General features: G+C 68.5%; 18 protein-coding genes. 9 read left to right on the top strand and 9 right to left on the bottom strand.

The genetic code is table 11. The annotated features are described in order from the left end of the window. Window positions 1–25 precede the first annotated feature (25 nt). Window positions 26–1900 (top strand): bifunctional diguanylate cyclase/phosphodiesterase, encoded by a 1875-nt coding sequence (locus EV685_RS17505; protein ID WP_130483312.1) that lies wholly within the window; start codon window positions 26–28, stop codon window positions 1898–1900. 24 nt (window positions 1901–1924) lie between these two features. On the opposite strand, the gene EV685_RS17500 is transcribed toward EV685_RS17505, so the two are convergent. Both EV685_RS17500 and EV685_RS17495 read right to left on the bottom strand, forming a co-directional pair. Then, window positions 1925–2584: a YbhB/YbcL family Raf kinase inhibitor-like protein gene (locus EV685_RS17500; RefSeq protein WP_130483311.1), complete on the bottom strand. Its 660-nt coding sequence runs from the start codon at window positions 2582–2584 to the stop codon at window positions 1925–1927. Between the two features lie 130 nt (window positions 2585–2714). Then, on the bottom strand, window positions 2715–3674 hold the full coding sequence (locus tag EV685_RS17495) for a helix-turn-helix transcriptional regulator (protein ID WP_130483310.1): 960 nt from the start codon (window positions 3672–3674) through the stop codon (window positions 2715–2717). A gap of 145 nt (window positions 3675–3819) precedes the next feature. Here EV685_RS17495 and EV685_RS17490 point away from each other — a divergent pair, with 145 nt between their 5' ends. The 4 genes from EV685_RS17490 (at window position 3820) to EV685_RS17475 (ending at window position 8660) form a co-directional block, all read left to right on the top strand. After that, complete coding sequence (locus tag EV685_RS17490) at window positions 3820–4626, top strand: ThuA domain-containing protein (RefSeq protein WP_130483309.1); 807 nt, start codon at window positions 3820–3822, stop codon at window positions 4624–4626. Next, the gene (locus EV685_RS17485) at window positions 4623–5717 is read left to right on the top strand and encodes a Gfo/Idh/MocA family protein (protein ID WP_130483308.1); all 1095 of its coding nucleotides are present in this window, start codon (window positions 4623–4625) and stop codon (window positions 5715–5717) included. The genes EV685_RS17490 and EV685_RS17485 overlap by 4 nt, the downstream gene beginning before the upstream one ends. Before the next feature lie 33 nt (window positions 5718–5750). After that, entirely contained in the window at window positions 5751–6959 is a 1209-nt protein-coding gene (locus EV685_RS17480; protein WP_242615643.1) for an MFS transporter, read from the top strand. Between the two features lie 189 nt (window positions 6960–7148). Continuing rightward, on the top strand, window positions 7149–8660 hold the full coding sequence (locus EV685_RS17475; RefSeq protein WP_242615652.1) for a S41 family peptidase: 1512 nt from the start codon (window positions 7149–7151) through the stop codon (window positions 8658–8660). 22 nt (window positions 8661–8682) lie between these two features. Here EV685_RS17475 and EV685_RS17470 read toward each other — a convergent pair whose 3' ends face one another. Together EV685_RS17470 and EV685_RS17465 are read right to left on the bottom strand one after the other, a co-directional pair. Continuing rightward, a complete protein-coding gene (locus EV685_RS17470; RefSeq protein ID WP_130483306.1) occupies window positions 8683–9318 on the bottom strand; it encodes an SCO family protein in 636 nt (211 codons plus the stop codon). Window positions 9319–9382: 64 nt separating this feature from the next. Then, a complete protein-coding gene (locus EV685_RS17465; protein WP_130483305.1) occupies window positions 9383–11299 on the bottom strand; it encodes a multicopper oxidase family protein in 1917 nt (638 codons plus the stop codon). Between the two features lie 565 nt (window positions 11300–11864). On the opposite strand from EV685_RS17465, the gene EV685_RS17460 reads away from it, so the two are divergent. Genes EV685_RS17460 through EV685_RS17450 form a run of 3 tightly spaced genes read left to right on the top strand, consistent with a single transcriptional unit; the run spans window position 11865 to window position 15174 of the window. After that, window positions 11865–13259: a cation:proton antiporter domain-containing protein gene (locus tag EV685_RS17460; RefSeq protein ID WP_130483304.1), complete on the top strand. Its 1395-nt coding sequence runs from the start codon at window positions 11865–11867 to the stop codon at window positions 13257–13259. Further along, entirely contained in the window at window positions 13259–14389 is a 1131-nt protein-coding gene (locus EV685_RS17455) for a YbdK family carboxylate-amine ligase (RefSeq protein WP_130483404.1), read from the top strand. The genes EV685_RS17460 and EV685_RS17455 overlap by 1 nt, the downstream gene beginning before the upstream one ends. Next, window positions 14389–15174, top strand: a complete 786-nt coding sequence (locus EV685_RS17450) for a gamma-glutamyl-gamma-aminobutyrate hydrolase family protein (protein WP_130483303.1) — start codon at window positions 14389–14391, stop codon at window positions 15172–15174. Before EV685_RS17455 ends, EV685_RS17450 begins: the two co-directional genes overlap by 1 nt. Here EV685_RS17450 and EV685_RS17445 read toward each other — a convergent pair. The 5 genes from EV685_RS17445 to EV685_RS17425 all read right to left on the bottom strand — a co-directional run bounded on the left by EV685_RS17445 (window position 15158) and on the right by EV685_RS17425 (window position 21229). Continuing rightward, on the bottom strand, window positions 15158–16273 hold the full coding sequence (locus EV685_RS17445; RefSeq protein ID WP_130483302.1) for a LacI family DNA-binding transcriptional regulator: 1116 nt from the start codon (window positions 16271–16273) through the stop codon (window positions 15158–15160). The two genes, EV685_RS17450 and EV685_RS17445, sit on opposite strands and share 17 nt — an antisense overlap. A gap of 22 nt (window positions 16274–16295) precedes the next feature. Beyond that, window positions 16296–17723: an alpha-glucosidase/alpha-galactosidase gene (gene melA / locus EV685_RS17440; RefSeq protein ID WP_130483301.1), complete on the bottom strand. Its 1428-nt coding sequence runs from the start codon at window positions 17721–17723 to the stop codon at window positions 16296–16298. A 147-nt stretch (window positions 17724–17870) separates the two neighbouring features. Then, entirely contained in the window at window positions 17871–19175 is a 1305-nt protein-coding gene (locus EV685_RS17435; protein WP_130483300.1) for an ABC transporter substrate-binding protein, read from the bottom strand. Window positions 19176–19282: 107 nt separating this feature from the next. Beyond that, window positions 19283–20209: a carbohydrate ABC transporter permease gene (locus EV685_RS17430; RefSeq protein WP_130483299.1), complete on the bottom strand. Its 927-nt coding sequence runs from the start codon at window positions 20207–20209 to the stop codon at window positions 19283–19285. A 39-nt stretch (window positions 20210–20248) separates the two neighbouring features. Further along, window positions 20249–21229: a carbohydrate ABC transporter permease gene (locus EV685_RS17425; protein WP_130483298.1), complete on the bottom strand. Its 981-nt coding sequence runs from the start codon at window positions 21227–21229 to the stop codon at window positions 20249–20251. Between the two features lie 310 nt (window positions 21230–21539). On the opposite strand from EV685_RS17425, the gene EV685_RS17420 reads away from it, so the two are divergent. Next, complete coding sequence (locus EV685_RS17420; RefSeq protein WP_130483297.1) at window positions 21540–22583, top strand: LacI family DNA-binding transcriptional regulator; 1044 nt, start codon at window positions 21540–21542, stop codon at window positions 22581–22583. Window positions 22584–22668 lie beyond the last annotated feature (85 nt).

Raw genomic sequence — 22668 nt, 5'->3', positions numbered from 1 at the left:
CTGTTTCCGGGGGGGCGCGAACGCCATGAAGACCTTGCGCATCGTGATCCTCGATGACGGCGGCGACATGCCTGCTCTCTTGCGCAGCGGCCAGCTCCCCGGCATCGACCTGCGGCAGCTCGAAGGGCTCAGCGGACACGACGTCGCTGCCCTGCTGCGCGAGCACTCGATGCCCGCGCCCTTCGTCGACACCAACCTCGACAGCCTCTCCGGCCCGCCTTCGGACTTCGCCCACAGCGACCTGGAGCAGGAACTGCGCAGCGCCTTGCAGACCCAGACAGGCCAAGCCGTCGCCTTGCTGCTGGGCCATGGCGAACCGGGGCATGACAGCCCCTTGCAGGCCGCCGGTGGTGGTCTGCCCTTCGAGCGCCTCAACGCCAGCCTGATGCGGGCCCTGCGCCGCCACGAACTGGAGGCGGCGCTGGCAGAGTCCGACACCCGGCTGCGGCGCATGGGCCTGTCAGACCGCCAGACCGGCCTGCCCAGCCGCGAGCTCTTCCTGGACCGGCTCGAACAGGCCACCGCCTCGGTCATGCGCGGCGGCAACGCCTTCGCGACGCTGGTGATCGGCTTCGAATGGCCGCAAGGCAGCACCGACACGCTCAGCCCGTCCGGTGCCGACACCCTGATCGAGGCCCTGGCCCGGCGCCTGCAACGGCTGGGCCGACGCTCGGACAGCTATGCCCGCATCGGTGGCCACACCTTCGCCGCGCTGCTGCTGGGCAACAACAGCGTCGCCGGCTCGACCGCGATGGCGCAAAAGATCACCGAACAGCTGGCCCGCCCGGTGATGGTCGACGGCCGTTCGCTGGACCCCAAGGTGCGCGTGGGCATCGCCCTGTGCCCGCAGCACGGCACCGATGCCCGCAGCGTGATGCTGCATGCCCAGGCCGCCATGGAACAGGCCCAGCACAGCCGCCGCGAGGTGGCGGTCTACGACGCCCGACTGGGCCTGCGCGCCGGCGCCGGCCTGGCCGGGGGCGCCAGCGCACCGACGATGCTGCGCGCCGACGCGATACGGCCGCCGCCGACCGAGGAGGCGATGGCCGCGCAGCTCAGCCACGCGATCGGCCACGACGAGCTGGGCCTGGTCTTCCAGCCGGTCGTCAACCTGCACCCCGGCGCCGACGGCAGCCTGGACTGGACGCTGCGGCGCCTGGAGGCGCTGACCCGCTGGCACAGCGCCAGCTGGGGTCCGATCGCACCGTCGACCTTCATCCCGATCGCCGAACACCATGCCCTGATCGCCCAGTTGACCGACCGCATGCTCGACCGCGCCCTCAAGGCCGCCGCACCCTGGCGCGAACAGGGCCTGGTGCCGGCGCTGTCGATCAATGTGTCGGCCCGGCTGCTGGACGATCCGGACCTGCCCGAGCGCCTGCAGACCCTGCTGCAGTCCCATCAATGGCCGGCTGATGCGCTGATGCTGGAACTGCCCGCCACGGCGTTGTCGCAACCCGGCACGGTGGCTCAGGACGTGATCCACCGGCTCGACCGGCTGGGGGTGCGGCTGATCGTCGATGACCTGGGCAGCGGCCTGTCGGCCTACCTGTCGCTGGCCGAGCTGGGCGCCTTTGCCGAACTCAAGGTCGATCTACGCAGCCTCGGTCGCAGCCCCGGTCACACGGCGCCCGCGCCATCACCAGAGCGCATGCACGGCGGCCTGGGTGGTCACACGCCGGACCGTGGAGCAGCGGTGCTCAGCTCGCTGCTGACGCTGGGCGCGGGCCTCGGCGCCCAGGTCGTCGTCTCCGGTGTGGAAGATGCCGAGACCGCCGCCTGGCTGCTCAAGGTCGGTTGCCATGCCGCCCAGGGCTATGCGTGGAGCCGCCCGCTGCCGCCCGAACAGGTCAAGGGCTGGTGCGCGGCGCAGGCGGCGACCCGAGGCCTGAAGCACTGAGCTTCGGCGTCGGTGCCGGGCCGTTCACCGCCCGTAGGTGGCCGTGAACGTGGCCTTGCCCAGCAGCTTGTCGCCCAGGCCCTTGTTCAGGACGAAGGACAGCAGCGCCGCGCTGCCGGTGCGCGGCACACCGGCGGCGGCGATGACGTCGTCGACGGCCAGGGCGTAGAGGGTGAAGTTGTAGCGGTGGGGCTTGTCACCTTCCGGCGGGCAGGGGCCGCCCCAGTTGCCGTTGGCGCCGGTCGCGCCGGTGTCCATGAAGTCGGTGTTGCCGCCGAAGGCCGGTGCCGGCAGGGTGGCGGCCGCGTTGCCGGCCCCGCGTGGCAGGCCGGTGGCGCTGGCCGGCAGGTTGTAGATCGCCCAGTGCCAGAAGCCGGCGCCGGTCGGCGCGTCCGGATCGTGCACCTGCAGCGCCAAGGACTTCGTGCCGGCCGGCACGTTGCGCCAGACCAGGGCCGGCGAGACGTTCATGCCCTTGCAGCCGAAGGCGCCCAGCACAAAGTCGTTGCCGAAACTGCCTGAGGCCAGGTCCGGGCTTTCGAGCGTGAAGGTGCCTTGCGCGGCGGCCGGCAACACGGCCGTGGCGAGGGCGAGGACGGCGGCTTGCGCCAAGCGTTGGTGCAAGGACGGGTGCAAGGACCGTTGCAAGGACGTATGCAGCAACTTGTTCAACGTCGGGATCATCAGGTTCCTCCTCCGGGCGATGCGCCGGGCGTCGGGCCGCACCTGCGGTCCGTGACGCCATCGGCTTGGCGTCGATGATGCCGAACTTTGCAGATTCCGGTTGGGTTCGACCGGCCGGTGCGATCCGGCTTCAAGCCGCCACGACGGCCGGCCCGACGTGACCCGCGCGCCACTGCCCCGGTGTGTCGCCATAGTGGCGCCGGAAACTCTGGATGAAATAACCCGGCGTGGCATAGCCGCAGGCCCAGGCGATTTCCTTGACAGCCATGTCGGTATCACCCAGCAGGCGCGCGGCGCGCTCCATGCGCTGGCGATTGATGTAGGCCACCAGGTGCTCGCCACTGGCCTGCCGGAAGCGGTGCGACAGGTAGTCGGCGCTCACCCCGCTCTGCTCGGCCAGCCGGCGCACGCTCAGTTCATGGTCGCCGAGCTGGTTCTGGATCAGCACGCGCAGCCGGGCAAGGCTGGCAGGCTCTGCCCGTGCGGCGGGCAGGCCGTCCATGTCGATGACTCGCCGCGCGCCGGCCACGGTCGCAATCACCAGCGCACGCACTTGCCAGTCATCGGCCTCGGCCACCTCGGTGGCATGGCTGAGCCACTCCAGCGCGCGGGCGGCCTGGGCGTCCTGGCGCGATTCGAGGTGGTGGATGCCCGGCGTGCCGGGTTCGTGCTCGTGTGCCAGATGGCAGGTCAGCACGCTGCCATCGGCATAGATCACCAGGTTGCAGAAGGCTTGCCCATCCGCACCGGCACCGACCTGTTCGTGGTGCAGCAGGCGGGCGGGCATCAGCAGGGCCTCGCCCGGGCCGACGGTCACCGCACCGCCCGGCAGGCCGAAGCGGGTCCAGCCGGAGACCTGCAGGAACAGCTCCGGCGCAAGGTGGAAATGGCCCTGGCCACGCGCGACGCCGGCCACCCCCGCCGAGGCCGGGCGGTGCAGCGGCCAACCGCCGCGCCCCAGGCCATCGGCAAAGACCCGCAATTGCTCGCGCAGCCGCGTGGCGAGCGCCGCGTCCTCGTCCGGATGGCGGTCGGCCGGGTCGACGAAGGGCGCGGGGCAGTCGGGTCGGTGATTCAGGTTTTTTGACATCGATCGCAGTTTTCTGGCTTTGCTTGCACTTGAGAGGGCCGGCCCGGCGAATCTATCCTGCCGGCTGCCCCTTGAGCAAGCGCGGATGTCCCGCAGCCCTGCAACCCCCACCGACCCGCCTGGGTCCCACCTGGAAGACCTTCCGATGAAGTCGAAGATTTCTGTCATCGTCTGGAACGAATACGAACACGAACAGGCCAACCCGGCGATCGCCGCGATCTACCCGGACGGCATCCACGGCGCCATCGCGGCCGGCCTGCGCGAGGTGCCCGGCCTGAACCCCGGCGCGTTGCCGGTCGAGGTCACGACCGCCACGCTGGACCAGCCCGAACACGGCCTGAGCGAAGCCCGCCTGGCCGAGTGCGATGTGCTGCTCTGGTGGGGTCACCGGGCCCATGGCAAGGTCGCCGACGCGATCGTCGACCGCGTGCAGAAACGCGTGCTCGAAGGCATGGGCCTGATCGTGCTGCACTCGGGTCACTTCTCGAAGATCTTCCGCCGCATGCTGGGCACCAACTGCTCGCTGAAGTGGCGCGAGGCCGACGAGAAGGAACGCCTGTGGGTGGTCGAGCCCTCGCACCCGATCGCGGCCGGCCTGGGCGAGTTCTTCGAGCTGCCCTATGAGGAGATGTACGGCGAGCGCTTCGACGTGCCGGCGCCCGACGAGACCGTCTTCATCTCCTGGTTCGAGGGCGGCGAGGTGTTCCGCTCCGGCCTGTGCTGGCAGCGTGGCCACGGCCGCATCTTCTACTTCCGCCCCGGCCATGAGGCCTACCCGACCTACTTCGACGCCAACGTCAAGCGCGTGCTCGCCAACGCGGTGCAATGGGCCAACCCGCGCGTGCAGATCGTCGACGTCTGCCCGATGAGCCCGGCGCTGGAGCCGATCGCGCCGAAGAACATCAGCTTCGCCAAGGCTGGCGTGGTGCAAGAGAAGAAGGACATCGAATGAGCGACTACCAGAAGCAGGCCGCCGCCAGCGGCAGCGCCGCCACCGCATCGACCGGCCGCAAGCTGCGCATCGGCGTGATCGGCCTGGGCATCGGCCGCATGCACATCGAGGGCTGGCGCCAGCACCCGGATGTCGAGGTCGTCGCCATCGCCGATCCGGACCCGGCCCGCCTGAACGCTGTCGGCGAACAGTTCGGCATCGCCGGCCGGCACGCCAGCGCCGAGGCCATGCTGGCCGCCGGCGGGCTGGATGTCGTCAGCGTCTGCACGCCCAACAAGTTCCACAAGGACCTGACGCTGGCCGCGCTGGCCGCCGGCTGCCATGTGCTGTGCGAGAAGCCGATGGCGATGAACGCGGACGAAGGCCGCGAGATGCTGGCCGCCGCCCAGGCCGCCGATCGCCGCCTGATGATCAACTTCAGCTACCGCTTCAGCGCGCCGTCGCGGGCCCTGAAGGCGCAGGTCGCAACCGGCCAGTTCGGCGAGTTCTACTTCGGCCGCACCGTCTGGCATCGCCGTCGCGGCATGCCGGGCTTCGGCGGCTGGTTCGGCAACAAGGCGCTGGCCGGCGGCGGTCCGCTGATCGACCTGGGCGTGCACCGGCTGGACCTGGCGCTGTGGCTGATGGGCTACCCCAAGCCGACCTGGGTGATGGGCGCGACCTACGACCCGATCGCCCGCGAAGCCGCCAAGGCCAGCGGCAAGACCTTCGATGTCGAGGACCTGGCTTCGGCCTACATCCGGTTCGAGAACGGCGCCTCGCTGGTGCTCGAAGCGTCCTGGGCGGCCCACATCCAGCAGGCCGAGCTGATGGAGACCCGCCTGCTCGGCACCCAGGCCGGTCTGCTGCAACGCAACGTCGGCGAGGGCTACGACTTCGAGGCCTTCATCTTCAGCGACGGCGGCGGTGCGCAGCTCGACACCCACATCCACGTCCCCAAGACGCCCGCCAAGTCCGCCATGCACGATTACGCCGAGGCCATCCTGACGGGCCAGCCTCACCCCGCTCCGGGCGAGGAAGGGCTGATCGTCATGGAACTGCTCGACGCGGTCTATGAAAGCGCGCGCACCGGCGCGCCCGTCAAGCTCTGAACCTATCGCCCTGTCGCCCCTGAAAGGCCGTTGATGACCACACCCGATCCGATGGTGAGCGCGCTGGACGCCGCGCTGGACCCGCCCGCCACAAACGCCACCGCACACCAGCGGCTTGGCGCCGCGCGCTGGGCCACCCGTGCGCTGTTCGCGACGCTGGGCCTGCTGGCCGGTGTGTGGGGTGCGCACATCCCGTCGATCAAGTCGCACTACGAGATCGACGAGGCGGTGCTGTCGGCGGTGCTGTTCAGCGCGGCGGTCGGGGCGGTCAGCTCGCTGTTTGTCGCCGGTCGCTTCATCGGCCACCTCGGCGCGCGCCGCGCCAGCCTGATCACCGGGCTGGTGTTGTGCGCCGCGCTGGGTTGCGCGCTGCTGTGGCCCAACGTGTACGTGCTGATGGCCGCCAACCTGCTGTTCGGCATGTCGATGAGCGTGTTCGACGTGACCATCAACGCCGAAGGCACGGCCCTGGAACGTGATGGCGGCAAGCCCGTCATGGGCAATCTGCACGGCTGCTTCAGCCTGGGTGCCATGGCCGGCGCCGGCATGGCCGCCGCGCTGCTGCGTGCATCGGTCGACCCTGCGGTGCAGCTGATCGGCTGCGGCCTGTTGTCGGCTGCGGTGATGGCCGTGGCCAACCGCTCGATGCTCGACGCCCGCCCGGCCCCGCCGGCACCGGGCGAGGAACAACGCCACTTCACCTGGCCGCACGGCCTGCTGCTGCTGATCGGCCTGCTGATCTTTGCGGGCATGACGGCCGAAGGCGTCATGTACGACTGGTGCGTGCTCTACCTGAAGCAGGAAGTCGGCCTGTCGCAGGACGTCGCCGCGATGGGCTACGCCGTCTTTGCCGGCGCCATGGCCGCCGCCCGCTTCGGGGGCGACTACCTGCGCGCCCATGTCAGCGAACAGGCCCTGCTGCGGCATTGCTCGACGTTGACGGCGGTGGCCATGGCAACGGTGCTGCTGACGGGCTCGCCGTGGGTCTCGATCGTCGGCTACGCCCTGGTCGGCATCGGGCTGGCACCCATTGTCCCGATCCTCTTCACAGCCGCCAGCCGCGTGCCCGGCACCAGCAGCGCCGCCTCGATCGCGGCGGTCTCGTCGATCGGCTACAGCGGCTTCCTGGTCGGCCCGCCACTGATCGGCGTGATCGCCCACAACCAATCCCTGACCGCCGCGATGTTCGTGGTGGTCGTGGCGGCCGGCGCCTTGGCGATCGGGGCGCGGAAGGTGGATTGAAGATTTGCGGGCAGGCTCGACGCCCGAGCCCCCTCCGATTTGACTTAAACAGGTCATCGCCTTCCAGCGCCGGCATCCAGAACATCCCCCACGCGACGAATCGGTCGTCGATGAAGGGAAGCTGGAATGCATCACATCAAGAATGCCTGTGCCACGAGCAGGTCAGGTCGATCGGTACGCCGCTTGGCAGTGGTCCTGATCGCCGCCACGCTGGCGGCCTGTGGCGGGGGCGGGGGCGGGGGCGGGGGCGGAAGCAACGAGGCCGCGCCGCCGCCCTGCCCCGCCTGGGACAACACCGGCAGCGGGGTCGACACCCGCGGGGTGACGGTCACGCAACTCGGTCCCGAACAGGCCTGGGTGAAATCGATGATGGAGGCCAACTACCTCTGGCCCGACGAGATCTCGAACATCGATGCCAACGCAAGCGCCTACGCCGATGCGGCCGAGCCCTATGCCTCGCTGGTGAACTACTTCAAGGCGCTGTTGAGCAACGTGACGGGGCGTGACCGCTACAGCTACGCGACGACCGCCCAGGCGTCCGATGCCTATTACGCCGGTGACCAGACCATCGGCTCGGGCATCTCCTGGCACTACGACGCCGTGAACGACACGCTTCAGGTCGAAAAGGTCGAGCCGGACTCGCCGGTCGGACGCCAAGGGCTGATCCGCCGAGGTGACATGCTGCTGAAGGTCGACGGCGTCCGCCTCTCGGACACACGCCAGGATGAGACGAGCACGCGCTTCTATCGTTTTGTCGGCGCGGTTGAAGCCAATACGACCTGTCGTTCAACGATGCAGATCTACAAGGCGGCCACCGGTGCCGTCGTGGACGTCTTGGTCGACAGCGCCAGCTACACGCCAAATCCGGTGCCGGCGGCCCGGGTGCTGAATCTGTCGGCCAGCGATCGTGTCGGCTACCTGCCCTTCGACCAGCACATCCTGTCGGCCGAAGCGCCGTTGACCGACGCCATCCGCAGCTTCCGGGCGGCCCAGGTCAAGGACGTCGTGGTGGACCTTCGCTACAACGGCGGCGGCTACCTCTTCATCGCCAATGGTCTGGCACATGCATTGGCAGGCGACGCCCGCACGAGTGGCCGGATGTTCACCCGCCTGCAGTTCAGCGCCCGACACGCGGCGGTGGCCGACGGTGAGCGAAACACCCCCTTCGTGACCACGTCGTGCCTGCCCAATCCGACAAGCTTTCGCTGCACCAACGACACGCCGCTGCCCACCCTGGGCCTGCGCCGCGTCTACGTGCTGGCGGGATCACGCACCTGCTCGGCCAGCGAAGCGCTGGTCAATGGTCTGCGTGGCATCGGCGTGCAAGTTATCTTGGTCGGCGAGACGACCTGCGGCAAGCCCTATGGCTTCAAGGGCCACCGCAGGAACGGCATCGTGTATTTCCCGATCGAATTCCAGATCGCCAACGACCTGGGCCATGGCGACTATGCCGACGGACTGCAACCGGACTGTGCCGCCGCTGATGACCGCTGGCACGAACGGGGCGACACCCGTGAAGCCCTGTTGTCCACCGCCTTGGCGCACCGCGCCACCGGCCGTTGCCCCGCCACGACGACGGCCAGCGCCGCCCGGGCCGGCGCCGCGTCCCTGAGCGAGGCTTGGCACGAGCAGACACCCGCCCAGGCGCGCCGGGTGTCACCGTTGCAGGAAAACGCGAACGCTCGGCCCGTCTGGCGTTGACAGCGGCAGCGGCGCGAGACCCTCACACCAGCTCGAACCGGATCATCCTTGCGATGCCTCGGCCGCTGGTCAGGGTGTTGGCGTGGCCCCATTGCACACGGCGCTCATCGCCGACCACGGCAGCGCCGGAGTGGCTGAGCAGGTCATCGGCCGGGTCGTCGCTCATCAGGCCGAGTGCGCGGGCGACCTGTTCGACGTGGGCGGGCTTGCCGGTCAGGAAGGTCCAGTCGCCGTCGCGGCCGTCGATGCCGTGGGCGCGGCGGTAGGCGGCCAGTTCGGCCGGTGTGTCGGTCAGCGGGGTCAGCGTCAGCGACACGAAGTGCATGTCGCGGGTGCGCGGGCCGAGGTGATGCCGGGCTTCGACCAGCTTGCGCGTGGCCGGGCTGCAGATGTTGCTGCAGCTGGTGTACATGACGTTGATCACCACCTGGCGGTCACGCACGATGTCGTCGTAGAAGCGCACGACGCGGCCTTCGTGGGTCAGCAGCGGGACGTTGGGCAGGCGGCGACGGCGCACCCGCTCGCGCGGGTCCTCGTCGCGGGCACGGGCCGGCTGGGCAGCGCCCATCAGGCCGGCACCCGCGGCCAGCAGACCGGCCCCCAGCAAGGCGCGGCCGAAGGTCGAGCGACGCTCGGTCAAGGTCTGGATCGGGTTCATGGTTTCACTCCGGAAGGCAGGCAGGCACACAGGTCAAGAACGGTCAGGACGGGAGCGTCCTCGCTCAGGGCCGCGTGTTGGTGTCGCCCACGTTGTCGACGGCGAACAGCAGCATCATTCCCTTGTCCTCGTGGACGACGTTGTGGCAGTGCATCGGGTAGACGCCGTCGTAGTCCTGGGCACGCACGAGGTACTCGACCTCGTCGCCCTCGCCCAGCCAGACCACGTCCTTGCGCGAGAACTCCGGCGAGTTCGGCCCGATCGCCTTGCCGTTGCGCTTGACGATGCGGCCTTCGACGAAGTGGTTGTGGATCGGATGGGCCCAGCCGCCACCGGTCTTGTGGATCCAACGCTCGACCGCGCCCTTCTTCATCGTGAAGCGGACCTCGTCGCAGTTGATCGGCTTGTCGTTGCAGACCCAGCCGCCATTGCCACGCCCCCAGTCAAAGGTGCGGGTGATGACCGGCGTGCCCAGCGGCGGCAGGCTGATCGGCGCGAAGCTGGCGATCTCCGTCGGGTGCACGCTCAGGTCCGTCACGACTTGGCCGATGCGGAACTCCATCAGCGCGTGGTCCGGGTTGCCGGCGGGCAGGATGTCCTCTTCGGGGCCCCGTCCCTTGTCCTGCAGCAGGCGGTTTTCCAGCCAGAGCCGGGTCGCGCCGGCCGCCGGGCCACCCGGCGCGGTCAGCTCGCGGAAGTCGACGATGACATCGGCCCGCTCGGCGCAGGACATCCGGAGATAGGGCACCTGCAGCGGCCGAGGCAGCAGGTTGCCGTCGTTGGCGATCAGCCAGAACGGGATGCGCTGTGACGGCTGGTCCGGGTTGACCAGGTAGAGCTGGTGGAAGCGCGAGGGGCCGACGTTGAGCAGCCGCAGGCGATAGCGGCGCTGGAACACGTCCATGTAGGGCTGCAGCCGGCCGTTGACCAGGTAGCGGTCGCCGATGTGGCCGTCATCGTCCTCGAGGTCGAACACGGGCTGCTCGGTGCGCGGGTCCAGGCGCAGGTCGCAAAACGAGATCGGCACGTCGTAGGCCGGATAGCTCGGCAGCCGGAAACCGGTGGTCTCGTCGCCCGTGTCGTGTTCGTTGAAGATCAGGTGGAAGCCGTACAGGCCCTTGTAGACGTTCTCGGCCGTGTGGGCCTCGCGGTGGTCGTGATACCAGAGCGTGCCGAGCGTTTCGCGCACATCGCCGTCGGGCATCCCCGCCTTGGTGAAGCCGGCCCGCTTCATGTTGTAGTAGTAGTCGTAGTACTGGCCGGGGAAGAAGAAGCGACCCTGGGTGAACGGGTCTTCGGACAGCCCCCCCAGTCGCGGATCACAGGGGCCGCCGTCGCTGTCGGGCGCGCTGTGGAAGTTGTGCAGGTGGGTGGAGATCGAGTTGCGGCCATAGCCACCGGCCGGCACGCCCTTGGGCAGGTCGTTGTAGCGCCGCACGAGGATGGCGGTGTTCGCGCCGGCCTGGTAGCGGCTGACGATGGTCGGCAAGGGCGAGGTCGGCGGGTCCAGCGTCAGGTCGCTGCCACCGAGGTTCGCACCCCAGAAGTTCACCTGCGCACGCAGCTGCGGGTGGATCGACACCGGCGGCACCGCGCCATAACGCTGGGCGTAGAAGAACTGCGGCGGGTTGAGGTTGCGCTTCTGGTGCGGCTCGCCACGCCCTTCGAACGGCAAACCGGTGGCCGGGTTCACGCGGCGGTTGGGCTGGACCGTCGGACGCAGCGCGAAGGCCGGATCGGTCAACGGACGCTGTGGCAGTTCGGGCGGGATGCGCAGCGGTTCCAGAAACGGCGTGATGCGCGGGCTCGGCTCTGGATCTGCCGCCCGGGCCGGCGTCGCTGCCGCAGCCAGCAGCGCTGCAGGCGCAGCGCCGAGGCTCATCTTGAACATCTGTCGACGCGTGGCGGTGGCCGTGGCGGGCTCCGCGCGGTCGTTCGCCGGCACATCGGCCAGCGCTTCGGGCTTGAGGGAGTCGGTCATCGTGGAACCTCGGGTCTGGGTCTTGGTTGCAGTTCAGTCAGCCGGCGCAAGAAGCAGTGGGCCCATAGCGGCGCTTCAGATCAGGTCAGGCAGGTCTGGATGAAGATCGGTGATCAGGCGGTTTGTTCTGGACAAGCGGTCGTCAAACGACGCCTGAAGCACTGAATTTGTCTTGAGGATTTCTTAATGGTCGCGATCCTAGTCACGATCGAATTGACTGATCTCACTACTTTTCACCCTAATGGGTGTGGTTATTGGGTCAATTCACGCAGTATTCGTCGATGGAAGGCAACAAAGTTCATTCCAGATGCGGCATCTGCAACAAGACACATCACGATCCGAGAAATCCGGAGGTTGGACAAAGCGAAAACAAGGGATCTTGTTCCATTCAGTTTCCGTACATGTTCGTGGAGCCCGGCTTACCAAGCTCCGCTGACAACCGGATGCACAGCCCGGAACCAGCGGAGGGGGACTAGCCTCTACAGTCATCGGCAGAAGACGGCGTGGAAGGATTCGCGCCGACCACAACGCCGCACCGGCTCGGTGCGGCGCACGAGGAGCTGAGATGGATTGGCTGGAAGACGTGGCACGCGTGCTGCACATCGAACCCTGGCCACCCGATCCGGGGGCGCTGTTCTGGGCCGTCCTGATGCTGCTGGCCGGCGGCCTGCTCGGTGAGCTGGTGGCGCGCTGGACCCGGCTGCCGCGGGTGATGGGCTACACCGCCGCCGGCATCGGCATGGCGCTGTCCGGCCAAGGCCTGACGGGCGCGGCCATGCCGGGCTCGCTCAAGCTGGTGATCGACCTGGCTCTGGCGCTGCTGCTGTTCGAGATCGGCGCGCGGGTGCGGCTGCGCTGGCTGCGCGACAACCCGGCCCTGCTCGCCACCAGCCTGGCCGAGGCCTTGCTGACGCTGGTCACCGTGCATGGCGCCCTGCGCTGGGCAGGCCTGGACCCGGCCGTGGCGCTGGGCTGCGCGGTGCTGGCGGTGCCGGCCTCGGCGGCGGTCGCCGGGCGGGTCTCGCTGGAACTGGGGGCCGCCGGTCAGGTCACCGAACGCATGATCCTGCTGACCGCCCTGAACACGCTCTATGCCGCGCTCGGCCTGACGCTGCTGCGGGGCTGGCTGAGCCTGGAGACGCTGGGCGACTGGCTGCCGGCACTGGCCCGGCTGGGCTACAACTTCCTCGGCTCGCTCCTGCTCGCGCTGGTGCTGGCCAAGCTGGTCGGCCTGGTCGCCCGCCGGCTTGACCTGCGCAACGACCATGCCGTGCTGCTGCTGCTCGGCCTGGTGCTCGTGGCCATCACCGTGGCGCGGGCACTGGCCCTGTCGACGCTGCTGGTGCCGCTGCTGGCCGGGCTGGCGCTGCGCAACCGCAGCGAGCGCCCCTGGGTCTGGCCGCGCCACTTCGGCACGGCCGGCGGCGTGCTGGTGCTGCTGCTGTTCGTGATCGTCGGCTCGGCCTGGACCCTGGAAGCGCTGGCCACCGGCCTGTTGCTGGGCGCCGTGCTGGTCGGTGCCCGCGGGCTGGCCAAGCTGCTGGCGGTGATGGGCCTTGCCCGCCTGAGCGGCCTGGCGCCACGCCAAGGCCTGGCGCTCGGCCTGACGCTGGCGCCTTTGTCCGCCACCGCGCTGGTGATGCTGGCCGAGCTGCACGCGATCCACCCGGACTACGGCCGCCAGATCGGCCCGATCGTGCTGAGCGCCATCGCCCTGCTGGAGCTGGCCGGCCCGCTGGCCGTCTGCGCGGCGCTGCGCCTGGCCGGCGAGGTCGCACCGGCCGCGTCGGCACCGAGCCGGGTGCCGGCGGAATCGGCACGACGCGGATCGACCACCGCGCCCGCAGCCACCCCCGCACAGACACCGACAACGGCGTCCACACCGGCCCCGACATCGGCATCCGCCACCAGCGCCAGCCCCGGCCCGCTGCACGGCGACATCGGCGGGGCGCTGTCGTGATCCGGCTCGAACCCTTCGCGCGCTCGCGCTCGTTGACGCTTGGCGTCGAGCTGGAGCTGCAGATCGTCAACACCCACGACTACGACCTGGCACCGTCGGCCAAGGACCTGCTGCGACTGGTCGACCGGCTCAAGGACAAGCTGCCCGGCAGCATCGTCCCGGAGATGACCGACAGCATGATCGAGCTGTCCACCGGCATCTGCGTCGACCATGCCGATGCCCTGTCGCAGCTGGGCCAGTTGCGCGATGCGCTGGTGAGCTGCGCCGACCAGCTCAACCTGGGGCTGTGCGGCGGTGGCACTCACCCCTTCCAGGACTGGAGCCAGCGCCGCATCTTCGACAAGCCGCGTTTCCAGGAGCTCTCGCAGCTCTACGGCTATCTGAGCAAGCAGTTCACGATCTTCGGCCAGCACGTGCACGTCGGCTGTCCCGGGCCGGACCAGGCGCTGGTGCTGCTTCACGGGCTGTCGCGCTTCATCCCGCACCTGATCGCCCTCAGCGCGTCCTCGCCCTATGTGCAGGGCACGGACACCGGCTTTGACTCGGCGCGCCTGAACTCGGTCTTCGCCTTCCCGATGTCGGGCCGGGCGCCCTTCGTGACCAGCTGGGACGACTTCCAGGTCTACTTCGAGAAGATGACCCGCACAGGGGTGGTCCGCAGCATGAAGGACTTCTACTGGGACATCCGCCCCAAGCCCGAATACGGGACCATCGAGGTGCGCGTGCTGGACACGCCGCTGACGATCGAGAAGGCCGCCGCGATGGCCGGCTTCATCCAGTGCCTGGCACGCTGGTTGCGCGTCGAGCGGCCCTACCCGCTGCACGAGGACGACTACTTGCCCTACACCTACAACCGCTTCCAGGCCTGCCGCTTCGGGCTGGACGGCCTGTTCGTGGACCCGCAGACCGGCGAGCACCGCACGCTGCGCGACGACATCGCCCTGACCTTCTCGGCGCTGGAGGTCCACGCGATGGAGCTGCGCGCCGAGGGCGCGATCGCCTACCTGCGTGGCGAGATGGGCCGCCAGGGCAACGACGCCGGCTGGATCCGGGTGGTGCAGTCGCGCGAGGGCCTGCTCGCCGAGGTAGTGCGCCAGCAATGTGAACGCTGGGCCGGCCGCGCGAGCTGATGGCCGAACGCCCCCTGCTGATCGGCCTGACGGCCCGGCTGATGCACCAGCCGCCCGCCGAGCTGGGCTTTCGCGGCAAGACGCTGCAGTACCTGGAGCAGTCGCTTGCCCACTGGATCATGGGCCACGGCGCGATGGCGGTGATGGTGCCGACGCTGGGCTTTGACGCCGAGGTGGCGCGCCGCAAGGTCGGTGTGCACCACTACGTCGAGCTGCTGGACGGCCTGATGCTGCAGGGCGGTGCGGACGTCAGCCCGCTGACCTACGGCCAGCAGCCGCTGCGCGACGCCTGGCGCGGCGACGCCGTGCGGGACCGCTACGAGATCGAGCTGATCGAGGGCTTCCTGGCCGCCGGCAAGCCGCTGCTGGGCATCTGCCGGGGCTGCCAGCTGCTCAACGTCGCGCTCGGCGGCACGCTCTACCAGGACATCGCGACCCAGCGCCCGCAGGCCATACGTCATGTCGACGCCGATCTTTACGACCAGCTGGACCACGGGCTGCGGATCGAACCCCACAGCCGCCTGGCCGACATCTACGGCACACCGGCCGGTGCGCGGGTCAACAGCATCCACCACCAGGCGGTCGACCGGCTCGGCGGCGATCTGCAGGTGGAGGCGCGTTCGGCAGACGACGGCATCGTCGAGGCCATCCGCGCGCGCGGCGACCTCTTCGTCACCGGCGTCCAGTGGCACCCGGAGTTCCACCCGTCCCGGCCGGACCTGCTGCCGGCCGAACCGCTGATGCAGGCCTTCCTCGCGGCGTTGCGGGTCAGACGCGGGGGGTGAGCGTGCCCGCCCCGCACGACGCCCGCACCACCAGTTCCGGCTCGGTCAGGTCCGGTCCGAAGGGCGGTCGCGGGACCTTGCGCAGCTGGGCCATCAGGCTGGTGACGGCTTCGCGGCCCTGCTCGATCGGGTGGGTGCGCACGGTGGTCAGCGGCGGGCTGGCGTAGGCCGCCAGCGGGATGTCGTCGTAGCCGACCACGGCGATGTCCTGCGGCACCCGCAGACCGGCTTCGGCGAGGGCGCGCATGGCGCCAAAGGCGATGGTGTCGTTGCCGGCAAACAAGGCGGTGATGCGGCGTTCTGCCGGCAGGCTCAGTTGCTGAGCCAGCAGCGCGCGGGTCGCCAGCAGGCCGCTGGCGGCGCTGATGTCGGCATGGGTCAGCCAGGCCGGATCGGGCGTGGTGCCTTCTGCTTCGAGCGCCTCGCGCCAGCTGCCGATGCGCTCATGGGACGCCAGGATCTCGGGCGGCGCAAAGGCGACGTGGCCGATGCGGCGGTGGCCCAGGCGCTGCAGGTGGTCCAGCAGGTCGGCGGTGGCGCGGTTGTTCTGGGTCGGCAGGGCCTGGATGTGTTCCAGCCCCCGGGGCGCACGACCCAGCACGACCAGCGGAATGCCGGCCTCGACGATGCGGTGCAGGTGGTCGTAGACGTCGCGGCGCGGGCTGACGATCAGCAGGCCGTCGATGCGCCGCGCCTTGACCAGGCCGATGAAGCCGCCGGGCTCGCGGCCCTCGCCCTCGGTCGATTCGATCAGCAGCTTGAGGCCCTCGCGGTGGCAGGCGTCGTTGACGCTGGCCACCATCTGCGAGAGGAAGACGTCGGTGTAGAGATGGGCCGCCTGCGGGATCACCAGACCGACGGTGCCGCTGCTGCCGCCCGCCAGTTGGCGCGCGGCGGCGTTGGGCGCGTAGCCCATCTGCTCGGCCACCGCCAGCACGCGCTGGCGGGTCGACTCGCTGATGCCGCGGTTCTCGACGCCATTGAGCACGAAGCTGACCGTCGTGCGCGAGACCCCCGCCTGGCGGGCGACCTCGGCGCTGGTGGTGGGCGTGCGCAGCGTATCGGTCACGTTCTCGGTCACGTTCTCGGTCTGGCCCACGGTCTCGGTCAGCCCGGCCGGATCAGCCGTGCAGGAAGTCCGGCAGGAAGGGCCGGTGCGCCGTCAGCAGTTCGTCGACCATGGCGCGGATCTGCGACAGGTCCAGTGTGGCGGCGGTGTGCGGGTCCAGCATCGCGGCATGGTAGACGTGCTCGCGGTTCTGCTTGAGCACTGCCGCAACCACCAGCTCCTGCACATTGACGTTGGTGCGCATCAATGCAGCAAGCTGCACCGGCAGTTCACCCACCCGCGTGGGCTGCACGCCGTTGTGGTCGACCACGCAAGGCACCTCGACCGCACAGCCCTGCGGCAGGTTGTCGATCAGCTGGTGGTTGAGCACATTGCCGTTGATGACGCAGGGCTTGCCGGTCACCACCGAGTGGATGATGGAGCTGCCGTATTCGACGCTGCGCACGACCTGACGCAGGCCTTCGAGCATGTGGGGCGCGTCCTCGATCGAACGTGGCATGACGTGGATGTCGGCCGCGCGCAATTGCGCCAGCAGCGCGGCCGGGTCCTGCGAGCCGGGCGTCTGCAGCTCGCGCTCGATGTAGGGCCACGCGTGTTCGAAGACCTGGCAGCGGCCGGGGTACTCGTCCAGCGGGATGTTGAACTTCTTGAGCAGGTCCTCGCGGCCCTGCTTGATGAACCAGGGCACGTACTCGCTGAAGTGCTCGCTGGACTCGGTGGGGAAGTAGCCCAGCTGGTGCAGCATCTCGTAGCGCACGCGGTTCCAGTCGGGCATCGCGCCGTCGCGGTGGATCTCGCGCAGGCGCGGGTAGAGGTCGCGCCCCTCGTGTTCGAAGCGCAGGTAGAAGGACATGTGGTTGATGCCGGCGCAGTGGTACTGGATCTCCTCGACGGGGATCTGCAGGTCACGCGCGAGTTCACCGGCGGTGTGCTGCACGCTGTGGCACAGGCCGATGGTCGGGATGCGCGTGGACGAGGCGTTCAGCGCCCACGTGATCATCGCCATCGGGTTGACGTAGTTGAGGTGGATGGCGCCACTGGCGCAGACCTCTTCCATGTCGCGCAGCATGTCGAGCATCACCGGCACGGTTCGCAGCCCGCGCATGATCCCGCCGATGCCCAGCGTGTCGCCAATGGTCTGTTCAAGGCCGTACTTCTTCGGGATGTCGAAGTCGGTCACGGTCGCCGGCTTGTAGCCGCCGACCTGGATGGTGTTGATGACGAAGTTCGCGTCGGCGAGCGCCGCGCGTCGGTCGATGCTGGCGGTGATGCGGGGCTGGGCGCCCAGCGCGTCGGCGATGCGGTGGGCGACCTGTTCGGACAGCGCAAGGCGGTGCGCGTCGATGTCGTGCAGCGCGATCTCGGCGCCTGCCAGTTCCGGGTAGGCGAGGATGTCGCCCAGCAGGTTGCGGGTGAACACGGTGCTGCCGGCACCGATCAGCGTGATCTTCAAGCGGCGATTCGAGGTGGCGGCGGTCATGTCGATGGGGTACGGCTGGAGGTGAACAAGGCGAGACGTGGAGAAGGAAAAAACGTGCCGGAGCCTGTCGCTCCGGCACGTGAACCTGCGCTGACAGAGTCCCTGCCGTCAGCGCCTCGGAGACATGCGGAAGGTCAGATCAGTGGCTCACTTGAAGAGCGCGTTGACCTGGGCATTGGCATCCTTCAGAGCAGGCGCAGCCTGGGCCTTGCCACGCAGCACCGAGTCGATGGCATTGGCCATCAGCTCATTGACCTGCGAGCCGTTGTCGGCGATGGGCGCGAGGAAGGTCTTGCCCTTGGCCATTTCCAGGAAGGCCGAGTCGTCGATGCCCTTGGCCTTGTGCACGGCGGTCACGGTGTCGGGCAGGCCCTTGATGGCCGGGAAGACCACGCCAGCCTTGGCGACCACGTTCTGGCAGGCCTCGGAGCCCAGGTACTTGACCCACTTCCAGGCCTCTTCCTTGACCTTGCTGCCAACCCAGATCGAATCGGCCAGGCCGTTGAACATGGTGGCACGCGAGCCGGTCGGGCCCTTGGGCAGCGGGACCCAGGCGTAGTTGAACTTCGTGTTGCTGGCGAAGTGGTTGATCATCCAGGAGCCCTCCGGAATGATCGCGGCCTTGCCGGCCATGAACATGCCGCCCGAGCCCAGCTTGCTGACGTCCTCGGCGGTGGCCGACACGCCCTTGCCCGGCAGGCTGGCGATGTACTGGATGGTCTCGGCCAGCTTGGCGTCGTCGTAGTAGAACTTGCCGGCCCACGGCTTGTCCTGGAACTTGAAGCCGTTGGAGACCGCGAAGTGGCTCCACTCGGTCTGGCCCATCATGCCGCCGGAACCGGGATTCTGGTAGCCGTAGGTCGCGACCTTGGTCTTGTCGAACTTCGGGCTCAGGGCGTTGTTGCCGTTGGCATCGATCGTCAGCTTCTTGACGACCTGCTCGAAGGAACCGCCGTCCTTCGGATTCCATGTCATGTTGTTGAGCTCAGCCAGCGTCACGCCGGCCTTCTTCGCCACGTCCATGTTGACGATGAAGGCGATGGTGTCCCAGTCCTTGGGCAGGCCGTATTGCTTGCCGTCGCGGCCCCAGATGTCGTAGAGGCCGTTGGAGTAGACGTCGGTCTTGACGCCGTCGCGCTTGACCAGCGGAGCCAGGTCGACGAGCTGGTTGTTCTTGGCGAACTCGGGGTACTTGGCCAGGTGGTTGGTGAACACGTCCGGCGCGGTGCCGGAGATGAAGCCGGTCGAGATGCCGGTCCAGTATTCGTCCCAGCCTTGCTGGCTGATCTTGATCGAGATGCCGGGGTTGGCCTTCTCGAAGTCGGTGGCGCACTGCTGGTAGGCCGGGCGCTGGCCGGAGTCCCACAGCACGTACTTGACGTCAACGGCGTGGGCGGCACCGGCGGCGGCGAGCAGCGCGGCGGCGGACAGGATGTGGCGGCGGATGGTCATGAACAGGTCTCCTCTGGGGTCATGAAAGGCGCTGGTGTGGCGCTGGGTGAAATGCAGGCCGGTGGCCGGCAATGCGGGGGTCTTGAAACGGCCGGAGTGGCAAACGCTCACTTGCTGCCGCTGAACTGGACCGACTCGACCACCTTGCGGCCGAAGGCCACCAGCAGCAGCAAGGTCGGCAGGATGGTCAGGGCGGTCGCGGCCATCAGGCCAGTCCAGTCGGGCTGGCCTTGCGGCGTCTGCGACTTGAAGCTCTGCAGGGCGACGGTCAGCACGCGCTTTTCCTCGTCCTTGGCGACGAGGAAGGGCCAGAAGAACTCGTTCCACATGTTGATGCCCTGCAGGATCGCGATGGTCGCGATCGGCGTCGTCGCCAGCGGCAGCACCACGGTCCAGAAGATGCGCAGCGGCGAGGCGCCTTCGAGCATCGCGGCCTCTTCCAGGTCACGCGGGATGGACATGAAGAACTGGCGTAGGAAGAAGATGCCGAAGGCCGAGAACAGGCAGAAGGGCGCGACCATGCCTGCCATCGTGTTGAGCCAGCCGAGGTCCCGGACCAGGATGAAGTTGGGAATGAAGGTGACGACGCCGGGCACCATCATCGAAGCGACAAAGAGCCCGAACAGCACATCGCGGCCCGGGAAGCGCAGGCGGGCAAAGGCATAGGCGGCCATCGCGCTGGTCAGCACCTGCATGACGACCACCGTGGCGGTGAACACGAGCGAGTTCAGCAGCGAGCCCAGGAAGTTGATCTGCGCGCCGGAGCCGCCGTGCGACATCGCCTCCTCGGGCGTGAGCAGGCCCAGCACGCGCAGGAAGTGCGCGACGGTGGGCTGGTCAGGCATCAGCTGCGCGCTCTGCGTGAACAGGTCGCCGGTGGGTGTGATCGCGGTCTTGAGGACCAGCCACAGCGGCGCCAGCGTGATGAAGAGCATCAGCCCCAGGATGCCCCAGGCGAGCCAGCGCGAGGCCGAGACACGGCGGGCGCGCACGCTGGCGGAGGGGACGACGGCGGTCGGAACGGCAACGGACATGGTGGCGAATTTCTCCGTGTTGATCGAGGTTCCCGCCGCTCAGGCCAGGTCGTTCTCGTTGGCCCGCAGGATGCGCATCTGCACCAGCGTGTAGGCGATCATGACCAGGCACAGCGTCATCGACATCGCCGAGGCATAGCCCATCTTGTAGAAGCTGAAGGCGTTCTGGACGATGTAGTGAACGATCACCCGGGTCGAGTCCAGCGGCCCGCCGTTGGTGGCCACGGCCACGGTGTCGAAGATCTGGAAGGAGCCGGTCACGCTGGTCACCAGCACGAACACCATCACCGGGCGCAGCAGCGGCAGCGTGATGCGGCGGAACATCTGCCATTCGCTGGCGCCTTCGAGCGCAGCGGCCTCGTAGAGGTAGCGCGGGATGTTCTGCAGGCCCGCCAGGAAGAGCAGCGCGATCAGGCCCATGTGGCGCCAGATGTTGACTGCTGCGACGGTCGCCAGCGACTGGTCCGGGCTGGCGAAGAAGGGCTGGCGGTCCAGGCCAGTGGCGGTGATCAGGTGGTTGACGCCGCCCAGCAGCGGATCGAGCAGCCAGACCCACATCAGCGCCACCAGCACGTTGGACAGCAGGTAGGGCAGCAGCACCACCGACTTGACGAACAGCGAGCGCGTCAGCCGGTCCATCGCCACCGCCAGGAACAGCCCCAGCACGGTCTGCAGCGGGATGTTGAGCGCCACGTAATAGAGCGACAGCTTCATGCCCTGCCAGAAGCGGCCGTCTTCGAGCATCTTGGCGTAGTTGGCCCAGCCGACCGGCTTGGGCGGACTCAGCAGGTTCCAGTCGGTGAAGCTGATCTCGAGCGCCCGCACCGCCGGCATCGCATAGAAGAGTGCGAAGCCGATCAGCGCGGGCAGCACCAGCATCAGGCCGGTGACGGTCTCCAGCCGGCGCAGCGGCGAGACGGCGGCACGCCAGCCGCGCAGCACCCGCGCCAGGCGGGACAGCGGTGCAGCTTGGGCCGCGGCCTGGGCAGGCGAGACCGGAGCAGGAGACGAAGCAGACATCGCGGCAGACCTTCTGGAGTGAATCGCGCCATGGACCGCCGGCTTCCGGTGGCCACCTAACGCGTGTTAGCCCGAAGGATACGCAGCACGCTCCGGCGCGATCATGGTGTTTCCACCAATATCAGCAAATTTATTAGCTATCAGCATCGTGTTCATGATCGACCTTGCGACCACACCGGATGCCCGCGCCGTGTCTGTTCCGCATGACGGAAACAGCGCCAATAATTCGCAGCTCCAGATTCCTGCCGAAACGGACCCGACCCTCGTGACGCCCCGCAAGCCCGCCAGCCCTCCCAGCCGCCGCCCGACCATGACCGACGTCGCCAAGGCGGCGGGGGTGTCGCAGTCCACCGTCTCCATGGCGCTCAACAACGTCAGCAGCGCCCGGCTATCGGATGCCACCCGCGCCAAGGTGCTGAGCGCGGCCGTCGAGCTGGGCTACCGCCTGCCGCGCCGCGAGGGCTCGGTCGACGAGGCCCTGCCGGCCGACGCCGCCGGACCGCGCCGCAACCTGATCGGCTACCTGGTTGACGAGATCTCCACCAGCCCGCACCCGGTCGTCAGCGTCGACGGCGCGCGCGACGCGGCCTGGGAGCACGGCTGTGTGCTGAGCGTGTTCGTGACCCGCAGCAACGCCGACCAGGAAGCCGCCGCGATCGCCGCGCTGCGGGCCCATCCGCAGCTGCTGGGCGTCATCTACTCGACCATCTTCACGCGCGCCGCGCAGGTGCCCGCCGCGCTGCACGAGGTGCCCACCGTGCTGCTGAATTGCCACGATGACAGCGGGCGTTTCCCGACCATCGTGCCGGGCGAGGTGGGCGGCGGCCATGCGGCCACCGACCACCTGATTGGCGCCGGTCACACCCGCATCGGCTTCATCAACGGCGAGCCCTGGATGGAAGCCGCCAAGGACCGCCTGAAGGGCTACCGGCGTGCACTGGCCACCGCCGACCTGCCCTTCGACCCTGCCCTGGTGCGCGACGGCGACTGGATGAACAGCGGCGGCTTCGACGGCACGATGGCGCTGATGGCGCTGGCGCGCCCACCCAGCGCGATCTTCTGTGCCAACGACCTGATGGCGATCGGTGCGCTGGAGGCGCTGGCCCAGCTCGGCAAGAAGGTGCCCGAGGACGTCTCGCTGATCGGCTACGACGACCAGGAGATCTCGCGCCACACCCACCCGCCGCTGACGACCATGGTGCTGCCCAACTACGAGATGGGCCGGGCGGCGGTCGAGCTGCTGCTGGCCGAAGGCGCTGGGGTTGAGACCACCAGCCGGGCGGCGGGCCACCGCCGCGCGCTGACCAAGATCGACTGCCCGCTGGTCGAGCGCGAGACGGTGCGCCGGCGCTGAAGTTCCGCTGACATCAGGGCGGGTTTTCACCAGTTATCGCTAATTTTATTAGCACCACAATCTGGCCATCGCCTCCCCGGCACCT

The organism is Sphaerotilus mobilis, from assembly GCF_004216565.1.
GTDB lineage: Bacteria > Pseudomonadota > Gammaproteobacteria > Burkholderiales > Burkholderiaceae_C > Sphaerotilus > Sphaerotilus mobilis.
Note: the sequence above shows the minus strand (reverse complement) of the source record. Positions and strands in the feature narration are given on the sequence as shown.

Coding starts and splice junctions, on each gene's coding strand:
- melA (WP_130483301.1), bottom strand. CDS start 17,723: ATGACCGCCGCCACCTCGAATCGCCGCTTGAAGATCACGCTGATCGGT.
- EV685_RS17435 (WP_130483300.1), bottom strand. CDS start 19,175: ATGACCATCCGCCGCCACATCCTGTCCGCCGCCGCGCTGCTCGCCGCC.
- EV685_RS17450 (WP_130483303.1), top strand. CDS start 14,389: ATGGCCGAACGCCCCCTGCTGATCGGCCTGACGGCCCGGCTGATGCAC.
- EV685_RS17420 (WP_130483297.1), top strand. CDS start 21,540: ATGACCGACGTCGCCAAGGCGGCGGGGGTGTCGCAGTCCACCGTCTCC.
- EV685_RS17490 (WP_130483309.1), top strand. CDS start 3,820: ATGAAGTCGAAGATTTCTGTCATCGTCTGGAACGAATACGAACACGAA.
- EV685_RS17460 (WP_130483304.1), top strand. CDS start 11,865: ATGGATTGGCTGGAAGACGTGGCACGCGTGCTGCACATCGAACCCTGG.
- EV685_RS17505 (WP_130483312.1), top strand. CDS start 26: ATGAAGACCTTGCGCATCGTGATCCTCGATGACGGCGGCGACATGCCT.
- EV685_RS17500 (WP_130483311.1), bottom strand. CDS start 2,584: ATGATCCCGACGTTGAACAAGTTGCTGCATACGTCCTTGCAACGGTCC.
- EV685_RS17495 (WP_130483310.1), bottom strand. CDS start 3,674: ATGTCAAAAAACCTGAATCACCGACCCGACTGCCCCGCGCCCTTCGTC.
- EV685_RS17425 (WP_130483298.1), bottom strand. CDS start 21,229: ATGTCTGCTTCGTCTCCTGCTCCGGTCTCGCCTGCCCAGGCCGCGGCC.
- EV685_RS17485 (WP_130483308.1), top strand. CDS start 4,623: ATGAGCGACTACCAGAAGCAGGCCGCCGCCAGCGGCAGCGCCGCCACC.
- EV685_RS17430 (WP_130483299.1), bottom strand. CDS start 20,209: ATGTCCGTTGCCGTTCCGACCGCCGTCGTCCCCTCCGCCAGCGTGCGC.
- EV685_RS17470 (WP_130483306.1), bottom strand. CDS start 9,318: ATGAACCCGATCCAGACCTTGACCGAGCGTCGCTCGACCTTCGGCCGC.
- EV685_RS17480 (WP_242615643.1), top strand. CDS start 5,751: ATGACCACACCCGATCCGATGGTGAGCGCGCTGGACGCCGCGCTGGAC.
- EV685_RS17465 (WP_130483305.1), bottom strand. CDS start 11,299: ATGACCGACTCCCTCAAGCCCGAAGCGCTGGCCGATGTGCCGGCGAAC.